Raw genomic sequence first — 24,842 nt, 5'->3', positions numbered from 1 at the left:
TCAACAATTTGTTGCTTAAAGTCATCACTAAATTGACGACGGATTTTTCTAGACATAGAGTTCTCCTGTTTTCTTTAGTGTAGAACACTTTATAAATTCTGTCTAGTTTAGTGTAACCGATTCAGCCTTTCGGATAAGACAAATCAAAGGAGATGTGCCATCGTGACCAAGACGCTAGACTACCTCCACCGCTCCAACCAGGAAAACCACCAGCTGACCAAGGAAGCCATCGAGACAGCTCTGTTGCTTCTCTTGGAGCAGAAATCGCTCAAGAAAATTGCCATCACCGAATTGGTCGAGCGGGCTGGAGTGGCAAGAAATTCCTTTTACCGTAACTACAGTAGCAAAGAAAATGTCCTGCGGGTCATGCTCAAGGAGCGCTTTGCCCAATTGGCTAGTACCAATGTCGCCAAGTTTCAGGAGAATAGGCAAGCAGGACTGTTAGGGCTTTTTCAGTTTATAGCGGCGGATTTCCGCTTTTATCAGTTGCTCTTGGCAGAAGGGCTCCGCGAGTTAGAAGCCTATCGCTACCAGCCTATAGCCTTTGAAGAGCCTGACCAGCAAACCTACTACCGCAATCGCTTTGTGGCAGCAGGCATCACACGGGTGATTTGTGATTGGTTAGGTGAGAAAAATCCCCAGTCGCCTGAGGACATGGCAGAGCAACTTAACCGACTCTTTGAATAAAAAACACTGACTTTGCTGATTTAACTTAACCTTCAGTTACTACAAAATGTCATCGACTGTCTCAACAGCTACGTCTTTTGTTATGTCAGTTGCCCCAATTCAATCACCTAATTTGCAAGTTTACAAAAAGATAGACGCTACCTTTTACGCTATGTTTGACAACTTAACAGGGCGGTTAACTGGCGCGGACGTTGTCTCTCACTTTACCTTAACTTTTGGGGATATATAAAAGAGGCTGGGGAACACCTATGTTTCCCTAGCCCTTTAATGTCATTAGTACAGTCCAGGTGCCTGACCTAGCTCTGCTTGTAGTTGCCAGATGTTTTTTTCAACCTCACCTTGAGCATCTGCAAAGAGACCGTTTGAAGGGTCATCGCCCTCTTCGTCAGTGACGTCCAAGCCAACTTGAAAAAGATTTGCTAATTGACTATAAACAGCAATCAAACGCTCTATATGATCTTGGACAGAACGGTCATAGTCTCCTTTGACCTCAACAAGAGTTGTCACATCTAAGAATTCTCCCAAGGTCGAATAAGGAAAGCCACCTAATGTAATCAAACGCTCGCTCAGTTCATCTAAGTGCTCACTGATCGCGTCAATTAAAGTATCCATGAACGGATGTAAATGCAAAAAGCCTCTTCCTCTCATGTACCAGTGAATTTGGTGAATGATTGTTCGGGCAACTACCAAGTCAGCAACCGCTTGATTCAAAACGGCTTTTGTTTTAGGACGTCTTCCTGATTCTGTTTGACTGAGTTGCTCAACACGCTCCGCCAATTCTTTAACCGATAAAATTGTCATAATCGTTCTCCTTCTCCTCCTTATTTATAATCATTATTGATTACATTAACTATTATACGCTTTTAAAGTTAGTTGTCAAGAATTTATCCTGTCAAAAAACGAATAAAAAGATATGAAAGTAAATCATATCTTTTTTATAGTCATCGGCTTACTCCTGCTTATTCAACTGGCAACTGGGCAAGTGTCCTATGCTGAAGGTTATTTATTGCTTTGGGGAGCTATTTTGGCTCTATACGATCTAACTAATCAGTCCTACCCACTATGGATCTGGCTAGCAGGCACTGCTGTCATCCTGCCCTTTACTGGAGTGAATACAACCAGTCTCATCCTGTTTTGCTTGGCTATTTTAGCAGAAATCAAAGATATCAAGATTGGCTCCGGTGATTTTTTCTACCTCAGTACCCTAGCACTTGTCCTGTCGACCAGTGATATTCTCTGGATTATCCAATTGGCATCTTTGATGGGGATAATGGCCGTTTGGGCATCGAAACAGGGTAAGCAGCCCATTGCCTTTGTCCCTTTTCTACTACTGGGACAGTTTATCTTGCTGCAATTAAATCAACTTATTTGATGAGTTGAGCTTCTTTTTTGAGCTGTTCTGGTATTGTTATGCCAAGCTCCGTGGCAACCGTTTCATTGATAATCGGTGTGCCCTGGTCGAATACCTCGACAGGCAACTGAGCAACCTGCTCTCCTTGTAAGAGTTTGGCTGCCATTTTCCCTGTCGCTACACCGAGCTCATACTGGTTGATGAAGACAGAGGCAAGACCGCCTTCAGCCACCATCGTGTCAACACTGGTATAAATCGGTGTTTTCGCTTCCTTGGCCGCTTGGACAACTGTTGTGAAAGCACTGGCAACAGTATTGTCAAGCGGAAGGAAAATCGCATCCACTTTCTCTATCATCACATGGGTCATGGAGGTGATGTCATTGCTTGAAGCTACAGCATATTCGATAACATCATAACCCTTGGCTTGAGCTAATGTCTTAAATTCTTCAACCTGAGACTTAGAGTTATCCTCGCTGCTAGAATAAAGGACACCCACCGTTTTGACCCCCGGTGTCAAGGTTGCCATCAATTCCAACTGGTCAGCGATTGGTGTTTTATCAGACACACCCGTGATATTGCCATCTGGTGCAGTCAAATCCTTCACCAACTTTGCTCCAACTGGGTCTGTCACAGCTCCCATCACAATTGGAATATCCTTAGTCGCTGATGCCAAGCCTTGTGCAGCGGGTGTAGCAATACCGATTAACACCTGATTTTTATTATTGACTAGGGTCTGACTCATGGTTTGAACCTTGCTCTGGTCAGCTTCACTGTTAAGAAAGTCAATTTGCAAGTTACTACCTTCTGTGTAACCAGACTCTTTTAGGCCAGCCTTGATGCCACGGTAAATGTCATCCAATGCTTCATGGGTGACAAATTGCAAGACCCCTACCTTGACCTTGTCTGTTTGATGCTTCTCAGACGACGGGCGGAGCAACTGACTGCCCACGGCTAGAACAACAAGAGCCAAAAGCCCTCCAAAAATAAATGCTAAGCGTTTGTTTTTCATGATTATCTCCTTTTTATAGTGATGAATTATTGAGGTAGTCTGCGATGGCGGCAACATCCTTATCTCCACGACCAGATAGATTGACAAGAATGGTGTGCTCTGAGCTGAGTGTTGGTGCCAAACGAAATGCGCCAGCTAGAGCATGGGAGCTCTCAATAGCAGGTAAAATCCCTTCTGTTCGAGATAAAAGTAAGAGAGCCTTTACCGCTTCATCGTCGGTTGCTGATTCATAAGATACACGACCAATTTCCTTTAGGTAAGCATGTTCTGGTCCAACACCTGGATAATCTAAGCCTGCTGAAATAGAGTAAACAGGCGAGACTGAACCGTCTTCTTCAAACAACGAGATTGTCTTCATACCGTCAACAATTCCTACACGACCTTTAGTCATTGTTGCAGCGTGATCTGAGGTATCTAAGCCGCGACCTGCCGCTTCTACTCCAACAAGTTGTACCGTTTGATCTGACAAGTAGGCAGAAAAGGCACCGATGGCATTTGAACCACCCCCAACACAAGCAAAAACGTAGTCTGGTAAACGCGCCTCTTTTTCAAGAAATTGCTGGCGTGATTCAAGAGAAATGACTTTTTGAAACTCATGTACAATACTTGGATAAGGGTGAGGACCTACTGCTGATCCTAGGACATAGAAGGCATCAAGGTCAGCCATCCATGCACCAAAAGCGGCATCAACCGCATCTTTCAGCGTCTGTGTTCCAGTTTCCACAGCATGTACTGTCGCCCCCATCATCTCCATCCGAAACACATTAAGACGTTGCCGACGGACATCCTCTGCTCCCATGTAGATATCGCAAGCCATGCCAAATTTTGCCGCTGCCGCTGCAGTGGCTACACCGTGCTGACCAGCTCCTGTTTCTGCAATCACACGTGTTTTACCCATCCGCTTGGCCAGCAATAGTTGCCCAAGCACATTATTTAATTTATGAGAACCTAGGTGATTTAAATCTTCACGCTTCAAATAAATTTTTGCACCACCAAAATGTGTCGTTAAACTGTCCGCATAATAAAGCGGGGTCTCACGTCCTGAATAATCTTTTAGGTAGCTCTGATATTCTGCTAAAAAATCTGGATCATTTTTATAACGGTTAAAAACCTGTTCTAACTCATCCAATAAAACCTGAATAGGCTCTGGTACAAAAGAGCCGCCAAATTGTCCAAAGTAACCTGTTGTCATCTTTTTTCTCTCCTTTTGTCATCGATTTAACCAAACGGTACCTTTTTAGTCAAATCTTAGTTTTTTCCAACAACGCAAAAGCCCCCACGCAAATCTATTGCGTGAGGGCGTTAAATCAGCTTTAACACGGTGCCACCTCAGTTGAAGACTTTTGTATAGCAAAAAAGCTATGGCGTCATCATCTCAATCTCCTCTAACAAGGAGTTGCACGGTAAGGGGTGCACACCGAATTCACATTGTTTAGAATTCTAATAAAACCTCAGCCCATTTCATCCCTGCCTACTACTGACTCGCAATAACCGTCAGCTCCCTGAAAGTAGTGATAGAGAGTACTTCTTCTGATTGATAATTAGTTTATCATACTTTGAAAAGGCTGTCAATAGCAAATATTATTTTTTTATTTGGTCTGTCATACAGCCAAATCAGCATAATAAAAGAGGGCAGGAGAGAGTGTCACGATGGTTTAATTTCCAACACGTTTCATCAGTTGCACTAAAGCATAGCCAAGTGCCATGCCAACTAAACTTTGTAGGCTGTTGCTAACAACTGTTGTCAGCGCCGTTCCCACATTGGTCATCACCGTTTCAGCGATAAAATAAGTAGCGACCATCACAAGGACGGATAAAATCAGACCAAGTAGGCGTTTCTTGCCTGTCCATCCAGCCAGATAGCCTTGTGCCCCGTGTGCAATCAGGCTGACCAGCATGTACTGGGGATAGCCTGAGAGGAGGTCAATCAGAAAACCAGCCAGAGCACCGACAGCTGCCCCTTCTTTCTTGCCCAAATAAAAGGCTGCAAAGTAAATCCCCACATCAAGAAGAGTGAAGAACCCCAGTGCCATGCTGAACTGAAAGACTTTACCTAAGACAAGGGTCAAGGCAGTGATAATGGCAAGCAGGGTCAAAGTTTTGATCTTAGTTTTTGTCATATTGAATCACTCCGTAATCATCAGATTGTTGAATAGCCTTATGGACAAAGGCCTTGGCGGCACGAACCGCCTCTAAGGGTGACTGGCCAGCCACCAGTTGACTAGCGATACTAGACGCAAAGGTACAGCCCGCACCGATATTATTGCTCTCAAGCACAGGGCTCTCAAGCACTGTCAAGGTGTCACCATCATAAAAGACATCGCTAGCGAACGCTTGGCTCAAGCGATTGCCTCCTTTGATCACCACATATTTCGCCCCCAAAGCGTGAAGCGTCTTAGCGGCCTCCTGCATGTCTTCTAGGTTCTTGATCGATTTTCGGGTCAATAGCTCAGCTTCTACCAGATTTGGGGTGATGATGGTGACATAGGGGAAAAACTTTAGCAGTTCATCCCGCAGAGCAGAGACCTCAACATCGTGCGTTTCCTTGCAAACCAGCACCGGATCTAGCACCACTGGAATATCTTGATGAGCTTTGACAAACTCAAGTGCCTGCTCAGCGATGGACACATTTGGCAAAAGCCCTAGTTTTATGGCCGAAAAAGGAACAGTGGACAGGCTCTTGAGTTGATGAGCAAAGACCTGCTCGTCAGTCGCAAAAACCTCAAAACCTTCATCCGTCAGGGCGGTCAGGCAGGTCACCGCCACAAAACCGTGGTAGCCATGAACCGTGTAGGTAGTCAAGTCAGCATAGAGACCGCCCCCACTAAAGATGTCATTGCCCGAGAGGGCGAGAATGTACGTCGTCGTCATAAGAAATCTCCTTTAAGTAGAGACCACCAGGACCAGCTGTCGGACCAGCCAACTGGCGATTTTTGCTATCGAGAACGGTCTTTATCTGGCTAATAGGAAAGCGACCGTTCCCGATCTTAAGCAGTGTACCAACCATGTTACGGACCTGCTTGTAGAGGAAGCCGTTACCAGTAAAGGTAAAGGTATAGAGGTGCTTAGTTGCATCATAGGTCACGCTAGCTGCCGTGATGGTTCTGACCTTATTAGCCACACTGGTTCCACTAGCGGTAAAACCAGTAAAATCATGGGTGCCGATTAAATCCTTGATGGCTTCCTGCATAGGAGCTAGCTCGACTGGATAAGGATAGGCTGTTGTCAAATGTCTCAACATAGGATTCTTGGGGCGACCAACATCGACCAAAAACTCATAGGTCTTATGATGCTTGGCATAGCGGCAGTGAAAGTCGTCCGCCACCTGCTCAACCCTGACCACGGCGATATCCTCAGGAGACTGGGTGTCCAGCGCAAAGCGAAGCTTTTCTACCTCCCGTGCCTCAGGCAGGTCAAAATGGATGACCTGACCGTAAGCGTGGACACCCGCATCCGTCCGACCAGCCCCATGGACAGTCACGGGTTGACCACTGTTGAGCTTGGTCAAGGTCTTCTCTAGTTCCTCTTGAACACTTCTCGCTTGTGGCTGGCGTTGAAACCCCGAAAAATGCGTTCCATCATAAGCAATGGTTACCTTGTATCGTGTCATGGGTAACATTATAGCATGGCTGACCATGATTTTCAACGTCGGAATAAGATTTCTTAAGAAAAGCTGCTTAAACATCTGAATAAAAAACTAGACTGGCTCATGACCAATCTAGTTTTTATTAACTTATCTAGCTCGTCTTCTCAGTCCGGCTAAGCCTAAGGCTGATAGGAGGGCTGTTGCGCCGATAGCGGCTAGAGCTGTGTGGGCATCTCCTGTTGCAGGGAGTACATTCTTACCTGCTATCGCTGAGGCTGGTGCTGAACCTACAGGAGCTGTAGCTGGTCGGCTTATGTTGCCATGGATCGGAGCGTCTCCACCTTGGTGAGGAGCTTGCGGAGCAGTAGCTGATGGTGTCTTATAAATAATACCATACTCACTGAAGTGCTCTGCGGTGAATTTGGCATAGCGCTTGCCATCACGAGTCACTGTTGTGAATGACAGGCTTTGGCTCTGGTCACTATTTGGTAGGTAAACCACTTGAGCGACATCTTTGCCGTCATCAATCGGCAGGTAAACGTCAACCGGAGCAGTTGACTTGGTGACATTACCATCCTTGTCGACCAGCTCGATATCAAAGAGATCGTAGTCGGTACCTTTGAGGATAGCTGGCGTTTCAGGGTTGTCNCCTTTGAGGATAGCTGGCGTTTCAGGGTTGTCAGTTTCTTTGTGGAAGACCACTCTCAAGCCTGCCACCTTGGCATCCGCTGATTGAACCTCTGCGATGATACCTGAGTCAGTTTGAGGGTTGACGTCAGTAATTTGACGCGGTGGTTGTGTGGTGTCAGGTTTGGTTGTGTTGTCACCTTGATTAGTATCAGCGCTACCACCTGCGTCGGTACCGCCACCTTCGTCAGCACCTGCATTAACACCTTCATCGGTACCTACGTTGCCATTTTGGTCGAAACTCTCATCATCGGACTGGTCATCTGAATCTGAGCTGCCTTGGTTACCACCATTATCCTGGTCATCACCTGAAGTTGGGTTGGTATCAGCTGAATCACCTGGTGTGCCTGAATCTTGACCTGTATTATCTGATGGATTGCCTGAATCTGAACGACCTTGGTCAGCGTCCGCAGCATCACCTGCGTTGGTATCGGTGCTACTGTCTTCGTTGGTACCGGCGTTGTCGCCTTGGCTGTCATCATTAGCCTGGTCACCATCTGGGGTTGTGTTTGAATCAGCTGAACCGCCTTGGTCTGCACCGGTGTGTTCGCCTTGGTCAGTACCTGAAGTGTCACCTTCATTGGTATCGGTGTTACCACCTTCGTCAGTATCTACATCACCTGGCTGACTATTAGAATCTGAACTGCCTTGGTCGGCGCCAGTATCGCCACCTTGGTCAGAACTTGCATCATCGGACTGGTCGTCAGTATTTGAGCCATCTTGGCTACCATCATTATCTTGGTCACCACCTGGGGTTGTATTGGTATCAGCTGAATCACCTGGGGTGCCTGGATTTTGACCTGTTTCGCCTGACGGATTGCCAGAGTCTGAATCATCATGGTCTGAGTTGGTCTTACCTTCTTGGTCTGCACCAGTATCCCCACCTTGCCCGGAACTTGAATCATCGGACTGGTCGTCAGAATCTGAGCTGTCTTGGCTATCACCATTAGCCTGATCACCACCTGGGGTGGTGTTTGAATCAGCTGAATCACCTGGTGTGCCTGGATTTTGACCTGTTTCGCCTGACGGATTGCCAGAATTTGACTCATCCTGGCTACCGCCATCAATCGGTGCATGTTCTACCATGACCGAACGGGCTAAGAGAGCCACTGCTGTCCCGCTTGCTTCATCAGTCTGATAAGTCACCACCCGAACAAGACCTGCTACTTGTTGTGGTGGTAACGTTAGCCGAACAATACCCGTTGCTTCATGTTCAAGACGACTTGTTCCGCTCACTACAATACCATCAGCTGTTTGTTGAATCCGTATTGGTTCTGCTTGCTCTGGCAATAAAACCTCAACAGTCGTCCACTCTCCAGTAGGCAATGTCACATCAAAATAAGTCGCTTGAGCACCGATATCTTCTAAAGTGGCTGGGTAAGATTGCTCCAGCGGCGACTTCAAGATGACAAATTTATCTAAGGAAATCTTATGACGACTGTTGTTGATTGATTCTGGTGCAACTGTTAGTGCTATCGTATGCTCGCCGTCTGATAAGTTTCTGTACTCGCCGATTAGCACACTTTTTTCGGTGTCGCCAGACGCTTTGTTAAATAGCAGAGGCGCAACAGCTTGACCATCTATGGTCACCGTCGCTTTCCCAAGGGCCGTTGATTTCAGCCCAAAAATCTGAATTCCTGTGCCTGTAAAGGTCAGAGTAGCAGTACGGTCTGCTTCTGAACGTTGGCTACCCGTGATGTCAGCGTATTTCTCCGTGCCACCATAAAGAACATTATCAGACCAGTTACCAAAGGCAGAACCGTAAGTAACTCTCGGATCTCTATCGTCTAAGACTTCAGAACTTCCGGAATTCTCCGTCAACACACGGAAATAGTCTAGAGAAATCTTATTCCGCTCATTTGTACGTGTAGCAGGTCTGTTATCAATGACCAGTTTCAACTCATGCGCACCATCTGTTAGACCGTCAATTTGCCCAATAAGAACACCCTTTTGAACACCGCTCGTTCCATAGAAATCCAGCTCTCCACGAGCTTCGTTATCAACGTAGACCAGAGCCTTACCAAGTCCACTGTGTTTCAACCCATAGACTTGGATACCAGTGCCAACAAATGGGACGATGACTGTTCGGTCAGCCTCTGACACCTGACGACCTGTCAAATCACCAAATTTTTCCGTACCGCCGTAAAGGCTATTGTCCGCCCAGTTGCCAAAAATGGCCCCGTAGCGTATACTGCTGTCTCGGTCATCCAAAATAAGTTTGACATCGGCGATATTGGCTGGATCAGACCAAGCTGTGCTCAAGGTATCCGATAAGACAGCTTGTACACGATAAGCATAATGATGGCTTGGCAAAACTCTTGTATCACGATAAGTCGGATCAACCGTAGTAAATGTTTTTGTATCAGCTACCCGACCCGCTTCATCTCTTGCCACACGTTCAATACGATAGTAGGTAGCCTTATCAATAGGTGAAAAAGTCAACTCAGCCTGACCTTCACCAGTTCTCTCCGCCCGCAAGTCAGTGATACGTCCCAAAACATCACGGATAAACACCACATCACCTGCTGTTGTCTCGATTTCAATGCGATCCGCCTGAACACGTCGGAAACTTGCTGGCAGACCATTGATGGTCACTGTGGCCGTTTCGATACGTGGGTAATCAATCTGAAGTTTACCCCCTGATTTTGCTTGTAAGGTCAAGTGGGTCAGGTTTTTCTCCTGCCAGGCCATGGCTACCTCAACATTGCCACGCGCCACTAAACCTGAAACTTGTCCTGTTTTCCAAGCATCTGGAAGAGCTGCTAATGGGGCAATATAGCCTGTGTGAGATTGCAACAGCATTTCCGTAATACCTGATGTCGCACCAAAATTGCCATCAATTTGGAATGGCGTATGAGTGTCCCATAGGTTAGTAAGGGTTGAGCCACGCAATTGCTCTGCCAGTAAGCGATGCGCACGGTTACCATCTAACAAACGCGCCCAGAGGTTAATCTTATTGGCTTTCGACCAGCCCGTTCCTCCGTCACCACGCGCGTTCAGAGTTGCTTTTGCAGCCTCAAGATAGTCTGGTTGGTCCTTGCTAAACAGGGTACCTGGGAACAAACCAACAAGCTCTGACACATGACGGTGATTGGCCTGAACCCCCTCTCCTGTAAAGGCAGGCGTGTCTTCCTCGTACCATTCTTTGATACGGCCAGCATTATTGATATGAAGAGGTTTCAGCTTATCAAATTTGACTTTAATCTCCTTGACAAATTCGGCATCCTTACCTAAAATCTCAGCGGCCTCCATGTAATCATGGAAGAGTTGCCAAATCAGTGATTGGTCAAAGGTATTGCCGATAGAAATGCTACCGTGCTCAGGTGAATAAGATGGCGATGACACATAACGATCGCTAGCCTGATCATAGTGAAGAAAACTATTCCAGAACTTGGCAGTCTCTTTGAGCATTGGATAGATTTTCCGTTCCAGATAGTCTTTATCCTGCGTGAATTTATAGTAATCATAAACATTCTGCATAATCCACGCATTTGATGCCGGTGACCAGCCCCAGTAGTAGTTCCATCCCGGTGTTGTCCAACCAAACGGCGTTGCTTGAGTATGGGCTAACCAGCCATTTTCCTCCCCATCTCGGGACTCGATACCACCATATTCCTTCGCAGCAATACGACCATAGTAACGCATATCATCAATATAGTTGATCAATGGCAAAGCGGTCTCTGCTATATTGGTGCTATAAACCGGCCAGTAATTCATCTGGAGGTTCACATTGAGGTGATAGTCAGAGTTCCAAGGCGGATTATCCACCGCATTCCAGACCCCTTGCAGGTTGGCAGGCAAGGCATTGAGGCGATCGCGCGATGACGTAATCATCAGATAACGACCATACTGGAAGAATAATTCCTCTAGCTCTTGCCCAGTCTCTGGTCTGTAATCGCGCAACAGACGGTCTGTTGACGCTGTCATCTCTTTGTCTGTCAAATTCAGTTTAACACGGTCGAACAAGGTTTTGTAATCAGCTACATGCGTTTCCTTCAGCTGCTCATAGGTTTTTTGCTTGGCTTTGGCAACAATTGCCTTGACCTCACTGACAACATTGGCATCTGGTCTACGATAATTGGTCTTAGGATTTTGTGCAAAATCTGTTTTTGCCGTCAGCAGCAAGGTGGCGTAGCTAGCCCCACGAACTGATAATTTATCTTCATGACGCGTTAATTCACCGTCCGTATCAACACTCAGAAACGATGCAAACCTCATTTTGTTGTTGGTCACTTCTCCAGACAAGAGAATCCCCTCATCGCTATAGGTTACCTCTCCAGTCTTATAGGAAGACCGTTTGTTTTCGTCGTAAGTCGTTTGATTTTTCAACCAATCTGTCGTTAAACGCATTGACACCTCAAAATCCAGAGATTTCTCTCCCTCTTTGGTGAGATGAGTCACTGTAACGTCATCAGGAAAACTCGAAAAATGTTCACGACTAAAGGTTGTGTCTGCCTGCTTATAGCTGGTACGACTAATCGCTGTCTTGATGTCCAAATCACGGTGGTAGTCGGTCACACTATCCAATGTTTTTTCTTGATTGGTAAAATCGATAAAGACATCACCAAACGCCAAATAGCGCCCGTACTGCTCATCGTAGGGACCTTTGAGATGGGTTTCTGCCAACCGCTTGGCCGTCGTCAAATCACCTTTTTCTAACGCCTCTCGAATTTGCGGCAGGTACTCATGTTTATTGGCTAAATTTCCACCGTTATAGGTCGCATCATCAGGAGTCGGACCTCCAGACCACAAGGTTTTCTCATTAAACTGGATTTTCTCCGCCCCAACAAGTCCGAAAATCTTAGCACCCATTTCGCCATTACCAATCGGCAAAGCCTCGCTCTCCCATCCTTGATAAGTCGTCGCTGCAGGCCGCTCATAATGGAGCGTGTAAGGATTTGAATCGACGACCTCAGGTTGCACCTGTACCGACTCAGTAGCCGGCTCTTCTTTATTGTCAAGGTCAATAGCTGGCGCTTCGCTCCTACTTTCAGCTTCAGCAGAATGTGATGCATCAGCTCTGCCAGCAGGAACGGGGTCAGTAGTCACAGAACCAGATTCATCGGCTTGCACTGTCATTTGACCAAATAAACTTGTCCCAATGATAACTGAACAAACACCTATACCCAGTTTTCGGATACTAAAATGACTCTTTTTTGAAAAAAGATGTTGTCTCACAAAAAGCCTCCTTGAAATCGTTTTCTTTTTATTTATATAATAACCTGTTTTATGGTTTTTTGCAAGCATTTTTTGAATTCTTTTACTAAATTTCTACAATAAATCATAACCACCCGTCTAACGGGTGGTTTGAACAGGGGCTATAAGCCCACATCACCAGCCAGCGCCTATGCTGCTTTCTTTCACGTTGTTCAAGCCTCACTGCTCTTGACTCGTCACAAACCTCTCAAAGAGGTGTTGGTATTACTTGCCATTATCCCTAAAGGGATCTTCGTATTCTTTCACACTCAGTTTATCAAGTGATATATCATGCTTTTCCTGTTCTTGAATATATTTCTTTATGGTGGCTTCATTAAGTCCTACTGTGCTTACATAATAACCCTCTGCCCAAAAATGGCGATTCCCAAATTTATATTTCAAATTGGCGTGTTTATCAAACATCATAAGAGCACTCTTGCCTTTTAAATAGCCCATGAAACTGGAAACGCTGATTCTTGGTGGAATACTAACTAGCATGTGAACATGATCTGGCATTAAATGTCCTTCTATAATTTCAACACCTTTATAGCTACATAAACGGCGGAATATCTCTCCTAAACTGCTTCGATATTGATTATAGATGACTTTTCGTCTATACTTAGGGGTGAACACAATGTGATATTTACAATTCCACTTTGTGTGTGATAAACTATGTGCTTTTTGAGCCATATTTTTCTCCTTTCGCTCTACAATAGGCTTGAACACCTTTATTGTATCGCGTTTGGAGTTTTTTTTGGTATAACCTGCGATGCGCACCCGCATAGCGGGTGGTTGTTTGTTTCGCTCCGTAGGTGCGAAACGGACTTAAAGTCACATAATCAAAAAACTAGACTGGCTCATGGCCAATCTAGTTTTTATTAGCTTATCTAGCTCGTCTTCTCAGTCCGGCTAAGCCTAGAGCTGATAGGAGGGCTGTTGCGCCGACAGCGGCTAGAGCTGTGTGGGCATCGCCTGTTGCAGGGAGTCCCTTCTTACTTGCTGGTGCTGAAGCTACAGGAGCTACTGATTGGCTTGCCACCTTAACAAGCTTAGCAACTTCTGCCTTGATGGCTTCGAGTTCAGCTTCAGTTTCTGCGAAGGCTACCTTGACAGCCAAATCACCTTTTTGCTCGTCAGTCAAGTTAGATGCATCGATTGCTTTAAGCAAATCGGTCGCCAATTTATCCTTGTCCACAGGTTTATTTGGTGTATTACCAGTGTCTGGTGTGTTGCCACCTTGACCAGGGGTTCCTGGAGTCGGAACATGGTCTGGATCTGGAACCGGTGTTGATTGTGGCTCATAAACAATACCATACTCACTGAAGTGCTCTGCGGTGAACTTAGCATAGCGCTTGCCATCACGAGTCACTGTTATGAATGACAGGCTTTGGCTCTGGTCACTATTTGGTAGGTAAACCACCTGAGCGACGTCTTTACCGTCATCAATCGGCAGGTAAACGTCAACCGGAGCAGCTGGTTTGGTGACATTACCATCCTTGTCGACCAGCTCGATGTCAAAGAGGTCGTAGTCGGTACCTTTGAGGATGGCTGGTGTTTCAGGGTTGTCAGTCTCTTTGTGGAAGACCACTCTCAAGCCTGCCACCTTGGCATCCGCTGTTTGAACCTCTGCGATGATACCTGAGTCAATATCCTTGATTTGACGAGATGGTTGTGTGATGTCAGGTTTGGTTGTGTTGTCTCCTGCGTTGGTATCGGTGTTATCATTTTGCTCATCGCTTGGTTTTTCAGGCAGCTGGTCTTCTTCGGCCACTTGTTGTTTTTTCTCCAGTTTAGCGAGAGCTTCTGTGATAGTTGAGATATAACCATCAACGATAGCTTGATCTGAGGCTTTTTTATCCAACTGAATAGCCGAAATGGCACTTTCCAGAGCAACTAAACTTTCGTCCGTATACATGGTGAGGTCTTCTGGGATACTCAATAGCAACTCTTGCAAGCGGCTGTAATCGGCTAGCTCCTCTGGTTTTCTTACCAACATCTCTGCGACATGTTCCAGACCAGCCAGCGCACGATCAATTTCAACCTGCTGTGTGGTTAGGCTGTCGTGAACGGCTCGCGCAGCAGCGACTTTCTGACTAAAGGCTTGGTAACTGTCCTCGGTGTAATCAGTTGCTGCAATTGCTTCAAGCGGTGTCAAGGCAGCTAGGAGCTGGCTTTTATCCACCAAACCAAGCGCTTGGTCGATCTGACCGAGCTTGAACTTAGCTTGTTTAATGTAGCTGAGGTCAGTGGTTACTCCACCTTTCCATTTTTCAGAAAACTCTCTGTCAAAGTGACCGTAAGAGTTCATGATGAAGGTGCCGTCAGGTTGAACAACCAACCCAGCATAGCCCGTATCACCTGAGAAGTGGTTCTGCGCCCAATCCTCAGCGATAAGAATTCGGTACTGACCTTCGTTCTGGTTCATGATGTCTTCATAGGTACCAACCCAGGCTACCCATTCCCCAGCTCGCCAGTCACCTGGTTCAATTTTACCATTTTTGTTGTAATCCAGCGTAATCTCACGGAAAGTGACTAGCAGACGACCGCTAATTGGATCATAAGCAATCTTATGGCGTTCCCCTTGTAGGGCGCCTTGCATGAATTCTGGACGGGTCCATGTCTGACCTTCATCATCCGAGTAGAACATGGTTGACTTATGTTGGTGAGATTGAGAGCGACCGAGAGCGACTAGACGCTTGCCGTCTGGTGAACGGAAGACGCCGACTTCAGCCAGCTGAGTTGCTGCTTCAATATCACGGTGCTCAGGAATCAATTTCTCAGGAGCACTCCATTGCTCGTTGCCTTGCTCATCGAAGGTCAGGTAGGTTTTGTAGTTGACAAAGCTAGCGTCAATGTATAGCCCCATCCATTTGTCGATAAAGTTACCTGCCTCATCCTTGAGCTGGGTCAAGCTAGACATGGCAACGATTGAGAAGTTTTGTGAACCATCTGCTTTGGTTGGCTGGAACTGTTTGTACTCTGACCAGGTTTGACCATTGTCTGTGGAGATTGAAGTATCCCAACCGCCGCTGGTATTGCCATGCCAGTTTGGTCGTCCTGCAATCATGATCAGTTTTTGTGAACCGTCTTTGAAATTCAGTTTATAGAGGGTTGGTGTTTCCCAAGAATTTGCCCATGACGCTGGAATATCAGTTTTCTCTGTCCATGTCTCGCCACCATCATGGCTAACTTTCATGACCACCGGTCCTCGTCCATGTCCAACTACGAAGGCTGTTAGCAGGGTTTGGTTATCGTCCAGCATGAGCATGTCTGGGTGAGCCAAGTACTGACGTGGTGTGTTTGGTGCCTTTTCCACATCAGACAAGTTAGCTTCTGGCATCTTATAGGTTGGAATAGTGTACTGGATTTCCAGACGTTTTTCGACCGTCACTGGGATTTCCTTGCGATAGCCACCTGCCGTGTTTTCGATAACCAAGCTTGTGCGACCTTTTTTCAGCGCTGTTACACGACCATTAGCATCAACACTAGCGATCTCTGGGTCAGTGATGGTGTAGGTTACAGTCTTATCAGCAGCATCAGAAATTAGATCAGCATTGACTTGCTGGCTGTCGTTGATATAGAGTTCCAAAGCTGTTTCAGCCACATTGAGCCCTTTGACCTGCATGGAAGCGACAACCTCGGCACCTGTCAAGGAACGGTTGTAAATCTTGAGCTCATCCAGTAGCCCTTTAACATTGCTACCACCGATCACATTAGCTGGGAGGATAAAGTCACGTGTTTTTGTCCAAGCGTTTGTTTGCACCAGCTGACCATTGACATAGAGACTGAGACCGTCTTGTGCGCTATTGGTCCACGTGTAATGCACCCAGTTACCTTTTGGTGCGGTATGGTTAAAGGTCAAGACATCTCCTGCACCTTTACCAACGTGCACACCTGCTTTTTCACGATTTGTCGCTAGTCGAGTATCAAGGGAGCGCTGACCATCAGTACTACTTAGGATAGAGTGGCGGTTGGCACCTTCGGATTCGTTGTAAAGCCAATACCCAACAGACCAGTCGTGGTTAAGAGACGGCAGGTTAGGTAAGGTCACTTGTTGACCTGGCTCCAAACGCAGGGCTTTACCAGAAATTCCATCTACCAGTTGACTAGTTGCTGGTTGACCATGACGGTCGCCCCATGAATCACGAACTGGACTTGTGGTATCATCAAAGGCATAATAGGCAACCTGAGCAGCTTGGTCAACGGTCAAACGTTCAACAGTAAGTGTCTCCTGAGCTGATTTACTAGGGTCTTGCTTAGAGGTTGCTGTGATGGTCACTTGACCTGCCTTCAAAGCGGTCACCTCACCCGTTTCCGAGACGCTAGCAATCAATGGGTTGCTACTGGTCCAAGTTACCAGTGGGTTGATGAGATTGGTTGGCGCCAACGCAGCAGTCAGTTGGCGACTTGTGCCAACAATTAGCGGTTGCGCCACCTCGCCACGGATAGCGATGCTCTCAACCTCTCTTGAGCCTGTTTGTTTCAAGGTAACATGTTCACGGGAAATGGCCGCAATCTCATCCTTGATGGCCTGCATATCACGGGCAAGAGCTTGTTTACCTTCTTCGGTCAGATATAGGCGATTGTTCGGATATTGCGCCTTGACTGTTTTGAGCAAACGGTCAACACGCTCAGCAAGGGCTGGTGTTTCTTCTTTGATTTGGATTAACTTGTTGACATCGCGAATGCCTTCTGCCATTTTTTCCAAACGTAAGGTTGATTTGGAAACTGGGTTGGCACTGGTTTTCAAATCTGGGTAGACGAGGAAAGGGTCGCCTGTTTCAAAGGCATTGTGCGTAGCATCTTCCAGAGGATTTTCCACCCATGAATCATAGGCCCAGCGCAGGAAGCCTTGACCACCAACCGCATAGGCATAGAGCATGGTCCAGTAGCTCTCGCCTGGTGCGCTAAGAGAGAAGTTCCCTGGTTTCTCACCTGTTGCCGTGTAAATGGTTGTCCGAAGACCGCGAGCCGCCCGTTCTTTACGCAAGGCTTCAAACTCAACAGGGTGAGCCTTGACGGCATTGGCACCGACATTGAGGTCGGTCACTCGCATAGCTAACTCACGCTTGTTAACAAAGCCATCCATGGCACCTGCTGTCTTGAATGGTTTGCCGTCGATGCTACGGACACTGTCAATCAAGTCAAAGGCTCGTTTGTCAAACCCACGTTCGTCGATACCGATATAAACCTGATCCTTCCAGCCTTTTCTCTCCACATGAACGATAAAGTCTTGGAGGAAAGCATTCCACGTTTTTGTGTATTCCTCACTACCAACGGTGTAGCGGCTGATCACTTTTTGCCCAGTGGCTTCGTCAAAATAACGGAACTGATTGGTCCATGGCGCCACACTGTAGCCAACAATCTTGTCACCGAGACCAAGGGATTTGTTAAATTCCACCCATTTATCAAACTTGGTGTAGTCAAAACTGAAGGTACCGTCAGCTTTCTTGGTCCAATCAATCATGGATGGGAATTTGATCTCATTTTTACTGTAAGTCTGACCTGCCCAAGCCTCCTCAACGATGGTCGTTGTTACGGCATGACCACCCAGTGCCTTATAGCGCTCCATATGTGGCCTTAAAATCTCAAAATGTTTTTCAGAAAACGGCTCAACATTGTAGTACTCAGCTACTGCAAATGGATTTTGCCATAACTCAATATCAAAGCTATCTTTGAAGTCAGTCACTGGTTTTAGGGTCGCATCGGCAACTTCCAAGGTATAGTTAAAGCTGAGCGGTGTTGCTAAGTGGTCTGCCAGAACTTTTACCGTACCTGTATATCGACCTGCTACTGCCTGCTCAGGCACCTTGATGGTCAACCACACGTTCTGCAGGCTATTAGCTGCCATGGTAGCTAAAGGCTCCGTCTGATAGATGACCTCGTTAGCTTCTGCACGGTTACCTGTTGGAATAGGACGCGTGGTGCTGCCGTAGCCCTGCATACCAGTGAAAGCTTGGACTGACTTGATAAAATGTGCTGTGATGTTGTCCTTGCTGATCGTGTTTGTACCGTCAGTAAAATCGCTCACTTCAACTCGAACATTAGTTAGGGCATCTTCGCCAGACTTAATGGTTAATTGAGAAGTTGCTGTATCGTTGCGCCAAGCGGTTAGCTGGCCTTGTGCAGCCAAAGGAACAGTATCATATTTATCTTGTGTATACTGAAGGTTGGTATCAACCACACCACCTGTTAGCTGAACCTCCCGTTCAGAGGCAGATTGAGCTTCTTCCAAAGCCTGAGCTGCTGCGTGTAGTTGAGCAAGTGCTGCACGCAATTCTTCGCTGGTTGATTGCTCATTAGCAATAACTTGACGAGCTGCTTCGATGGCTCCCATAAAAGCGGTTCGGCTAGCTTCTGTATAGAGTGACAGATCTTCATTAGAAATACTAGCTAACAAGCCTATCAGAGCCTCACGTTCATGAGAAGAGGCTGGTGAGTTAGAAACAAGGGGCTGGTCAGCTACACGAGGAGAGGTTTCTACTGCTTCTCCTTCAGGTAAGGCGGTAGCTGGCTCCTTTTCTGTAGCAGTTTCTTTTTCTAAAGACTGAGCAACGGCTGGATCAATATTTGCCTCAGTTGCGCTCGTCTCTGCCAACACTGTTCCCCCATTGGCAAATAGCACAGAACCGATTGCAACCGAACAGGCACCCAAGGACAATTTCCGAATGGAAAAAATCTGTTTTTTAGACCATAAGTCTTTCATTTTTCTCTCCTTTTTTGAAAGTGTTTTTATTTTTTGTCTTATTATAACATAAAATAAAAAATGACGCAATTTTTTACTTGAAATTTTAGTAAATAATTTTATCCCTCCCTCTCACTAACCCCCTTATCCTAGTCAAATGATGCTAGCACAAACTAACACAAATAGGTCTTGACGATTCTGAAAAAATAGGCTATAATAGTTGCTGTTATGGCGGTATAGCCAAGTGGTAAGGCACGGCTCTGCAAAAGCTTGATCACCGGTTCAAATCCGGTTACCGCCTCTAGGTGCACCTCTAGGTGCTGTCAAATGCTAAGACGAACTCATAAAAATGAGTTCGTCTTTTTTATCAATAAATAGCCGTTGATTTTATTTGGTCAATAAAAAAAAAAGCCTGTCCCCATCAACTTTATTAGTTGAGATGACGGAGTACAGAAAGACTAAAAAAGAGCTATTAACCCTAATATTCAATAACTTAAAGAATAGAGGAAAGTCTACCACTACTTCAACTTAATAACAGCGATAATCCTCAAAAACGAGTACTTTGTCTTCTGCTAGTCATCCGCCAAATTATCTCTGTATCAGAAATAAAACCCAAAACATTTTCAGCTATTGTGAACAATAGCATCAAAAAGACCCCTGGCAAAAATTGAACCGCCCCCAAAAAGTTAAACAGAAAAAATCTAATTTTGAGGTGCGGTTCAAACATTTACAGGAGGTTTCTCTTCGCTATAAATCAGTTGATTACGCTGACTAACGTTTAGCCTTTTCTAGGCACTGTTTTATCAGCTTATAGACGTGCATTCAGCTCATCTGACAGTTCCTCAAAGCCTGGCTTGCCAAGAAGGGCAAACATGTTTTTCTTATAAGCTTCAACACCTGGCTGGTCAAATGGGTTGACACTGTTGAGGTAACCTGTGATAGCAATGGCTAGCTCAAAGAAGTAAATAGCATAACCCAGCGTAAAGGCATCCTGCTCCTTCAAGATGACAAAGAGGTTGGGCACGCCGCCATCTGTGTGAGCTAGTAGCACACCGTCTGTTGCCTTTTTGTTAACAAAATCAACATCCTTGCCTTGCAGGTAACCTAAACCATCCAAATCCTCAGCCAGCTCTGGAATTAAGACGTTTTTACGTGGCTTATCCACACGCACCACCGTCTCAAACAAGTTGCGATAGCCTTCTTGGATAAATTGCCCCAAAGAGTGCAAATCAGTCGAGAAGTTAGCAGATGTTGGGTAGATACCTTTCTGGTTTTTACCTTCAGATTCACCAGCTAACTGCTTCCACCACTCGCCAAAATACTGGAGCGATGGCTCATAGTTAGCCAAAATCTCTGTCACATAGCCCTTGCGATAAAGCACTGTCCGCAAGGCTGCATACTGGTAGGCAATATTGTCAGTGATTTTATCTGAGGTCAATGCCTGGCGGGCCGCATTGGCACCAGCTATGAGCTGTTTGATGTCCGCACCGCTAGCAGCAATCGGCAAAAGCCCTACAGCTGTCAAGACCGAGAAGCGACCACCGACATCATCTGGCACGACAAAAGTCTGCCAGTTGTTGGCGTCTGCCTCCACCTTAACCGCCCCTTTAGCCTTATCTGTCGTGGCATAGATGCGTTTGTTGGCTTCCTCTTGACCATATTTTTTAACCAAGAGCTCTTTAAACACACGAAAAGCAATCGCTGGTTCAGTCGTTGTCCCTGACTTAGAAATCACGTTGACAGAGAAATCCTTATCTGCCACATACTCCACCAAGTCTGCCAAGTAGGTTGAGGAAATAGAGTTTCCAGCGTACAAAATTTGAGGCGCTTTGCGCTCTTGTGCAGACAGCAAGTTAGCAAAGTGATGGTTGAGGAAGTCAATGGCTGCTTTGGCCCCCAAGTAAGAGCCTCCGATACCGATAACCACTAGCACCTCGCTGTCAGACTTAATCTGCTCAGCCGCTGCTAAGATACGCTCAAACTCGTCTTTATCATAGTTCTCTGGTAAATCTAACCAGCCCAAAAAGTCACTCCCTGGACCAGTCTTTTCGCGGAGCAATTTATCTGCCAGAGTCACTTGCGGTTGCAAGTAATCCAACTCCTCCTGTCCAACAAAAGTCCCTAGTACTTTAGAATAATCAAATCGAATAGTTGTCATGCGTTGATAACCTTTCTAACTAATATCCCCTATATTTTACCTTTTTATGGGGCAAAAATCAAGCATTCCTTGTAATTTGTGAGCATTGAAACAAAATCATCTAGCCCCTCATTAAGCAGCTAGATGATACAGCCTTAATGCCACAAATCTGCAACAATATTGGTCTGGTCGCGGTCTGGACCGACAGAGAAGGTCAAGAGTTCCACACCAACCAGCTCTGTAATCCGCTTGACATAGTTCTGAGCATGAAGCGGTAGGTCTTCAAAACGACGAACACCTGTGATGTCCTCGGACCAACCTGGCAACTCCTCATAAATCGGCTTGCAGCGGTTGAGCTGAACGGTGCTAGCCGGGTAGTAATCAATTCGCTCCCCATCAAGGTCATAAGCCACACAGATTTTCACAGTCTCAAGCCCTGACAAGACATCAATCGAGTTGAGGCACAGGTTGGTAATGCCAGAAACACGGCGGCTATGACGCATGACCACACTGTCAAACCAGCCCACACGGCGTGGGCGACCTGTGGTCGTGCCGTATTCTTTTCCGATTTCACGGATACGCTGGCCAATCTCGTCATGGAGTTCGGTTGGGAACGCCCCCTCACCAACACGGCTGGTATAAGCCTTGCAGACACCAACCACCTTGCTGATTTTGCTTGGTCCGACACCAGAGCCGATGGTCACCCCACCAGCGACAGGGTTCGATGACGTCACAAACGGATAGGTTCCTTGGTCAATGTCCAACATGACACCTTGAGCGCCTTCAAAGAGCACCCGCTTATCCGTATCAAGCGCATCATTAAGCACGACAGAGGTATCCGTCACATACTGCTTGATTTGCTGACCGTAGGAGTAGTATTCTTCAAAAATTTCCTCAAAATCCAAGGTATCTGCTTCATAGAACTTTTCAAAGAGGCGATTTTTCTCTGCCAAGTTCACACGCAACCGCTCTGCAAAGACCTCTTTATCCAGCAAATCCGCAATACGGATACCAACACGACCTGCCTTGTCCATATAGGCTGGACCAATCCCCTTGATGGTGGTGCCGATTTTTTGGTCACCTTTTGCCTCTTCTTGTAACTGATCAAGCTTGATGTGGTAAGGCAAAATGATGTGCGCACGATCTGAAATCCGCAGATTATCCATCGTCACTCCCTCACCATGAAGGTAGTCTAGCTCCTTAACCAGCGCCTTGGGATTGACCACCATCCCATTTCCGATAACAGCCGTCTTTTCAGGGAAGAAAATCCCGGACGGAATCAAGTGTAGCTTGAACTTTTTACCATCAATAACGATGGTATGTCCTGCATTGTCTCCGCCTTGGTAGCGGGCGATAACCTCTGCCTCCGCTGCCAAGAAATCTGTAATCTTGCCTTTTCCTTCGTCACCCCACTGGGTGCCTACTACAACAACTGCTGTCATTTCTTGTTCACCTTTCTTTTGGCTCGCTACATGCACAAGCCTAGTGCGTTCTATCCTAAAACATTATAAGCTTTTTTTGTTAAAAAATCAATAAAAACCTATATTGGTTCGCTTTTTAATTTAAAAAACGTTGTCATTTTTTAGAACGTAAAGTTTTCATGTCAAAGGTTGCTTTTGAATAAACACAGACAGGCTAAAATCACAGTAATTTCTTGTAAAGTTGTCTGTTTTTAGCTAAAATATAAGGTAAGATAGTATACGGAAAGGACAACAATGACAAAACACAGAGTAAAGCGGATGAAAGACGAAAAGATTGTTCTTTATGTCGTCCTAGCAATGCTTGGTATGGGCGCTTTACTTGCTACCTTACCCTTAATACTAGCGGGTGCTATCGGATTTGTTATCTATCAATTAGTGGCTAAACAAAGAAGACTGCCTAGCCAAAGCCCCAACCCTCGCTTGCAAGACCTCAAAGGTAAGATTAAACGCGCCGATCGCCAAGTAAGCTTGCTTGAGGACTATCAGTCCCAAAAAGAGTACACCCAATACGGCGTGTTGGCGCGCCAGCTTTTGCCCCAACTAAAAACCATCCAAAATGAGGCTGACCAACTCAAAGAGGACATGGGGCAAGAAATCTACCAGCGTGTGTCAAAAAAAGTCACTCAAGTGACTGGCGAGATTACGACAGAATTGAACCGACTAGGCTTATCCACGGATAGTGAGCCGTTGAACCCCGAGGAGGAGCGCGTGCTTCAGCTGGCTCCAGAATTGTTAACTTGCTATCGCAATATTCGCATGGATGACCGTATTATCCGTGAAAAAATCAAAACGATCCCCAATCAATCTGAGCTCACCGCTTTGCATGACACCAACATGAATCGGTTCGAAGACATTTTGTCAGGTTATCTGAACATCAAAGCGTCTCCGAAAGATTTCTATCAAGCGCAAGAACGCTTGGAACGAGCAAAAACAGCTCTGGAACAATTTGATTTGGACTTGGATGACACCTTAAAAGAACTCAACGAGAAGGAGTTAAGTGATTTTGAGGTGAGTTTACGGCTGATGAGCCAAAAGGAGCGTAAAGATGAGAACTAATCGATTATTCTGGCGATTCACAGCTGTCCTATCCCTAGTATTTTGGGGAACATTGGGCAACAATCCTTTCTTGGTTGGTTCTGGTATTAGTTTAATCATGTTTTGGTCGCTAAAAAAGCAGATTAATCGCAGAACTTTGCCAGCCAATCGACGGCCCTACACCATTTTTTTAATTGCCCTATGTGCTTTTCTTCCGCTTAGCTACACTGAGTTTTTTGGGGCTTTATTTGGATTTACTGGGCTACTCTGGGGTGGCTATGCCGTATCCAACCAATTATCCACTCGCCAGCAGCAGAAATTAAGCGGTCAACGAGTCGCAGCCCTGCCAACGATTGACCAAATCAAGTCCACTGTTAAACAGCTTGATGGCAGCGTGTCTCGGTTAAAGGCGTTAGCCGAATCCAAGCAACACGCCGCCTATAAGGCATCAGCACCTGAGGTCTTGACAGAACTAGAGCAACTGGCAGATCAGCTTAATCAACAAAAAAACAGGTTAGACCTGGCGACCTTTCAACGCTTGATGACCCGCATCGCTACTGAGCGACAACTGATTCAGGATACCTTGCATCAGTTACAGCATGACTGGGAAAGTCAATTGCCAGATCAACACAACATTAAGCAAATCGCTCCTGAAATCAGTGCAGCTGTCTATCAGATTAGACAAGATAGCCAGCTCATTAAGGAGCAAATCAAGAAAAGCCAACTCGCTAATCAGGCTGAATTGCTAGAACTTCATCAGACTAGCATGTTGCGATTTAACAGCATCCTAACTGGTTACCTTACCATCAAAGAGCACCCAAACCATTACTATGACGCTGAGAAACGCTTGACCACAGCCCAAGAAACCATCGAGCGCTTCGCCAACGATTTAAAAGAACAAGTCCGCCAACTCAATGAAAATGCTATGCACGAGTTCGAAGTCAATCTACGACTGCTCAACTCAACTGTCTAGCCAATCAAACCTAAG

General features: G+C 46.1%; 15 protein-coding genes and 1 tRNA gene. 5 read left to right on the top strand and 11 right to left on the bottom strand.

The genetic code is table 11. From position 1 onward, the window contains the following. Positions 1 to 162: 162 nt before the first annotated feature. Positions 163 to 687 carry a TetR/AcrR family transcriptional regulator gene (locus ACERC5_RS06525; protein WP_373658369.1) on the top strand — a complete coding sequence of 175 codons (525 nt, stop codon included), beginning with the start codon at positions 163 to 165 and terminating at the stop codon, positions 685 to 687. Between the two features lie 273 nt (positions 688 to 960). Here the strand turns inward: ACERC5_RS06525 and ACERC5_RS06520 are convergent, their stop codons facing one another. Further along, positions 961 to 1,488 carry a DNA starvation/stationary phase protection protein gene (locus tag ACERC5_RS06520; RefSeq protein WP_373658368.1) on the bottom strand — a complete coding sequence of 176 codons (528 nt, stop codon included), beginning with the start codon at positions 1,486 to 1,488 and terminating at the stop codon, positions 961 to 963. A gap of 112 nt (positions 1,489 to 1,600) precedes the next feature. On the opposite strand from ACERC5_RS06520, the gene ACERC5_RS06515 reads away from it, so the two are divergent. Further along, a complete protein-coding gene (locus ACERC5_RS06515) occupies positions 1,601 to 2,059 on the top strand; it encodes a prepilin peptidase (protein WP_373660459.1) in 459 nt (152 codons plus the stop codon). Here the strand turns inward: ACERC5_RS06515 and trpX are convergent. The 8 genes from trpX to ACERC5_RS06475 form a co-directional block, all read right to left on the bottom strand. Beyond that, complete coding sequence (trpX, locus tag ACERC5_RS06510) at positions 2,052 to 3,047, bottom strand: tryptophan ABC transporter substrate-binding protein (protein ID WP_373658366.1); 996 nt, start codon at positions 3,045 to 3,047, stop codon at positions 2,052 to 2,054. The genes ACERC5_RS06515 and trpX overlap by 8 nt on opposite strands. A 13-nt stretch (positions 3,048 to 3,060) precedes the next feature. Then, a complete protein-coding gene (gene trpB, locus ACERC5_RS06505; RefSeq protein ID WP_373658365.1) occupies positions 3,061 to 4,239 on the bottom strand; it encodes a tryptophan synthase subunit beta in 1,179 nt (392 codons plus the stop codon). Between the two features lie 463 nt (positions 4,240 to 4,702). Continuing rightward, positions 4,703 to 5,167 carry an ECF transporter S component gene (locus ACERC5_RS06500; protein ID WP_373658364.1) on the bottom strand — a complete coding sequence of 155 codons (465 nt, stop codon included), beginning with the start codon at positions 5,165 to 5,167 and terminating at the stop codon, positions 4,703 to 4,705. After that, positions 5,154 to 5,918 carry a bifunctional hydroxymethylpyrimidine kinase/phosphomethylpyrimidine kinase gene (locus ACERC5_RS06495; protein WP_373658363.1) on the bottom strand — a complete coding sequence of 255 codons (765 nt, stop codon included), beginning with the start codon at positions 5,916 to 5,918 and terminating at the stop codon, positions 5,154 to 5,156. Before ACERC5_RS06495 ends, ACERC5_RS06500 begins: the two co-directional genes overlap by 14 nt. Then, the gene (gene truA / locus ACERC5_RS06490) at positions 5,881 to 6,657 is read right to left on the bottom strand and encodes a tRNA pseudouridine(38-40) synthase TruA (RefSeq protein WP_373658362.1); all 777 of its coding nucleotides are present in this window, start codon (positions 6,655 to 6,657) and stop codon (positions 5,881 to 5,883) included. The genes ACERC5_RS06495 and truA overlap by 38 nt, the downstream gene beginning before the upstream one ends. Positions 6,658 to 6,780: 123 nt before the next feature. Continuing rightward, positions 6,781 to 12,498 carry a glycoside hydrolase N-terminal domain-containing protein gene (locus ACERC5_RS06485; protein ID WP_373660458.1) on the bottom strand — a complete coding sequence of 1,906 codons (5,718 nt, stop codon included), beginning with the start codon at positions 12,496 to 12,498 and terminating at the stop codon, positions 6,781 to 6,783. Positions 12,499 to 12,741: 243 nt separating this feature from the next. Continuing rightward, on the bottom strand, positions 12,742 to 13,206 hold the full coding sequence (tnpA, locus tag ACERC5_RS06480; RefSeq protein WP_373660457.1) for an IS200/IS605 family transposase: 465 nt from the start codon (positions 13,204 to 13,206) through the stop codon (positions 12,742 to 12,744). Between the two features lie 193 nt (positions 13,207 to 13,399). Beyond that, positions 13,400 to 19,222, bottom strand: a complete 5,823-nt coding sequence (locus tag ACERC5_RS06475) for a glycoside hydrolase domain-containing protein (RefSeq protein ID WP_373660456.1) — start codon at positions 19,220 to 19,222, stop codon at positions 13,400 to 13,402. Positions 19,223 to 19,431: 209 nt separating this feature from the next. Here ACERC5_RS06475 and ACERC5_RS06470 point away from each other — a divergent pair. Beyond that, positions 19,432 to 19,502, top strand: a tRNA-Cys gene (locus ACERC5_RS06470). Between the two features lie 507 nt (positions 19,503 to 20,009). On the opposite strand, the gene ACERC5_RS06465 is transcribed toward ACERC5_RS06470, so the two are convergent. Continuing rightward, complete coding sequence (locus ACERC5_RS06465; RefSeq protein WP_373660454.1) at positions 20,010 to 21,359, bottom strand: glucose-6-phosphate isomerase; 1,350 nt, start codon at positions 21,357 to 21,359, stop codon at positions 20,010 to 20,012. A gap of 134 nt (positions 21,360 to 21,493) precedes the next feature. Next, the gene (locus tag ACERC5_RS06460; protein WP_373660453.1) at positions 21,494 to 22,780 is read right to left on the bottom strand and encodes an adenylosuccinate synthase; all 1,287 of its coding nucleotides are present in this window, start codon (positions 22,778 to 22,780) and stop codon (positions 21,494 to 21,496) included. Positions 22,781 to 23,053: 273 nt separating this feature from the next. On the opposite strand from ACERC5_RS06460, the gene ACERC5_RS06455 reads away from it, so the two are divergent. Both ACERC5_RS06455 and ACERC5_RS06450 read left to right on the top strand, forming a co-directional pair. Continuing rightward, positions 23,054 to 23,875, top strand: a complete 822-nt coding sequence (locus ACERC5_RS06455) for a hypothetical protein (RefSeq protein WP_373660452.1) — start codon at positions 23,054 to 23,056, stop codon at positions 23,873 to 23,875. Continuing rightward, positions 23,865 to 24,827 (top strand): hypothetical protein, encoded by a 963-nt coding sequence (locus ACERC5_RS06450; RefSeq protein WP_373660451.1) that lies wholly within the window; start codon positions 23,865 to 23,867, stop codon positions 24,825 to 24,827. Before ACERC5_RS06455 ends, ACERC5_RS06450 begins: the two co-directional genes overlap by 11 nt. Positions 24,828 to 24,842: the final 15 nt, after the last annotated feature.

This window comes from Streptococcus sp. E24BD (assembly GCF_041807825.1).
GTDB classification, from domain to species: domain Bacteria; phylum Bacillota; class Bacilli; order Lactobacillales; family Streptococcaceae; genus Streptococcus; species Streptococcus entericus.
Note: the sequence above shows the minus strand (reverse complement) of the source record. Positions and strands in the feature narration are given on the sequence as shown.

Bases quoted from the DNA above. Each gene is read 5' to 3' on its own strand.
- ACERC5_RS06520 (WP_373658368.1), bottom strand. From the start codon at position 1,488: ATGACAATTTTATCGGTTAAAGAATTGGCGGAGCGTGTTGAGCAACTC.
- ACERC5_RS06515 (WP_373660459.1), top strand. From the start codon at position 1,601: ATGAAAGTAAATCATATCTTTTTTATAGTCATCGGCTTACTCCTGCTT.
- trpX (WP_373658366.1), bottom strand. From the start codon at position 3,047: ATGAAAAACAAACGCTTAGCATTTATTTTTGGAGGGCTTTTGGCTCTT.
- trpB (WP_373658365.1), bottom strand. From the start codon at position 4,239: ATGACAACAGGTTACTTTGGACAATTTGGCGGCTCTTTTGTACCAGAG.
- ACERC5_RS06500 (WP_373658364.1), bottom strand. From the start codon at position 5,167: ATGACAAAAACTAAGATCAAAACTTTGACCCTGCTTGCCATTATCACT.
- ACERC5_RS06495 (WP_373658363.1), bottom strand. From the start codon at position 5,918: ATGACGACGACGTACATTCTCGCCCTCTCGGGCAATGACATCTTTAGT.
- truA (WP_373658362.1), bottom strand. From the start codon at position 6,657: ATGACACGATACAAGGTAACCATTGCTTATGATGGAACGCATTTTTCG.
- tnpA (WP_373660457.1), bottom strand. From the start codon at position 13,206: ATGGCTCAAAAAGCACATAGTTTATCACACACAAAGTGGAATTGTAAA.
- ACERC5_RS06475 (WP_373660456.1), bottom strand. From the start codon at position 19,222: ATGAAAGACTTATGGTCTAAAAAACAGATTTTTTCCATTCGGAAATTG.
- ACERC5_RS06465 (WP_373660454.1), bottom strand. From the start codon at position 21,359: ATGACAACTATTCGATTTGATTATTCTAAAGTACTAGGGACTTTTGTT.
- ACERC5_RS06460 (WP_373660453.1), bottom strand. From the start codon at position 22,780: ATGACAGCAGTTGTTGTAGTAGGCACCCAGTGGGGTGACGAAGGAAAA.
- ACERC5_RS06455 (WP_373660452.1), top strand. From the start codon at position 23,054: ATGACAAAACACAGAGTAAAGCGGATGAAAGACGAAAAGATTGTTCTT.
- ACERC5_RS06450 (WP_373660451.1), top strand. From the start codon at position 23,865: ATGAGAACTAATCGATTATTCTGGCGATTCACAGCTGTCCTATCCCTA.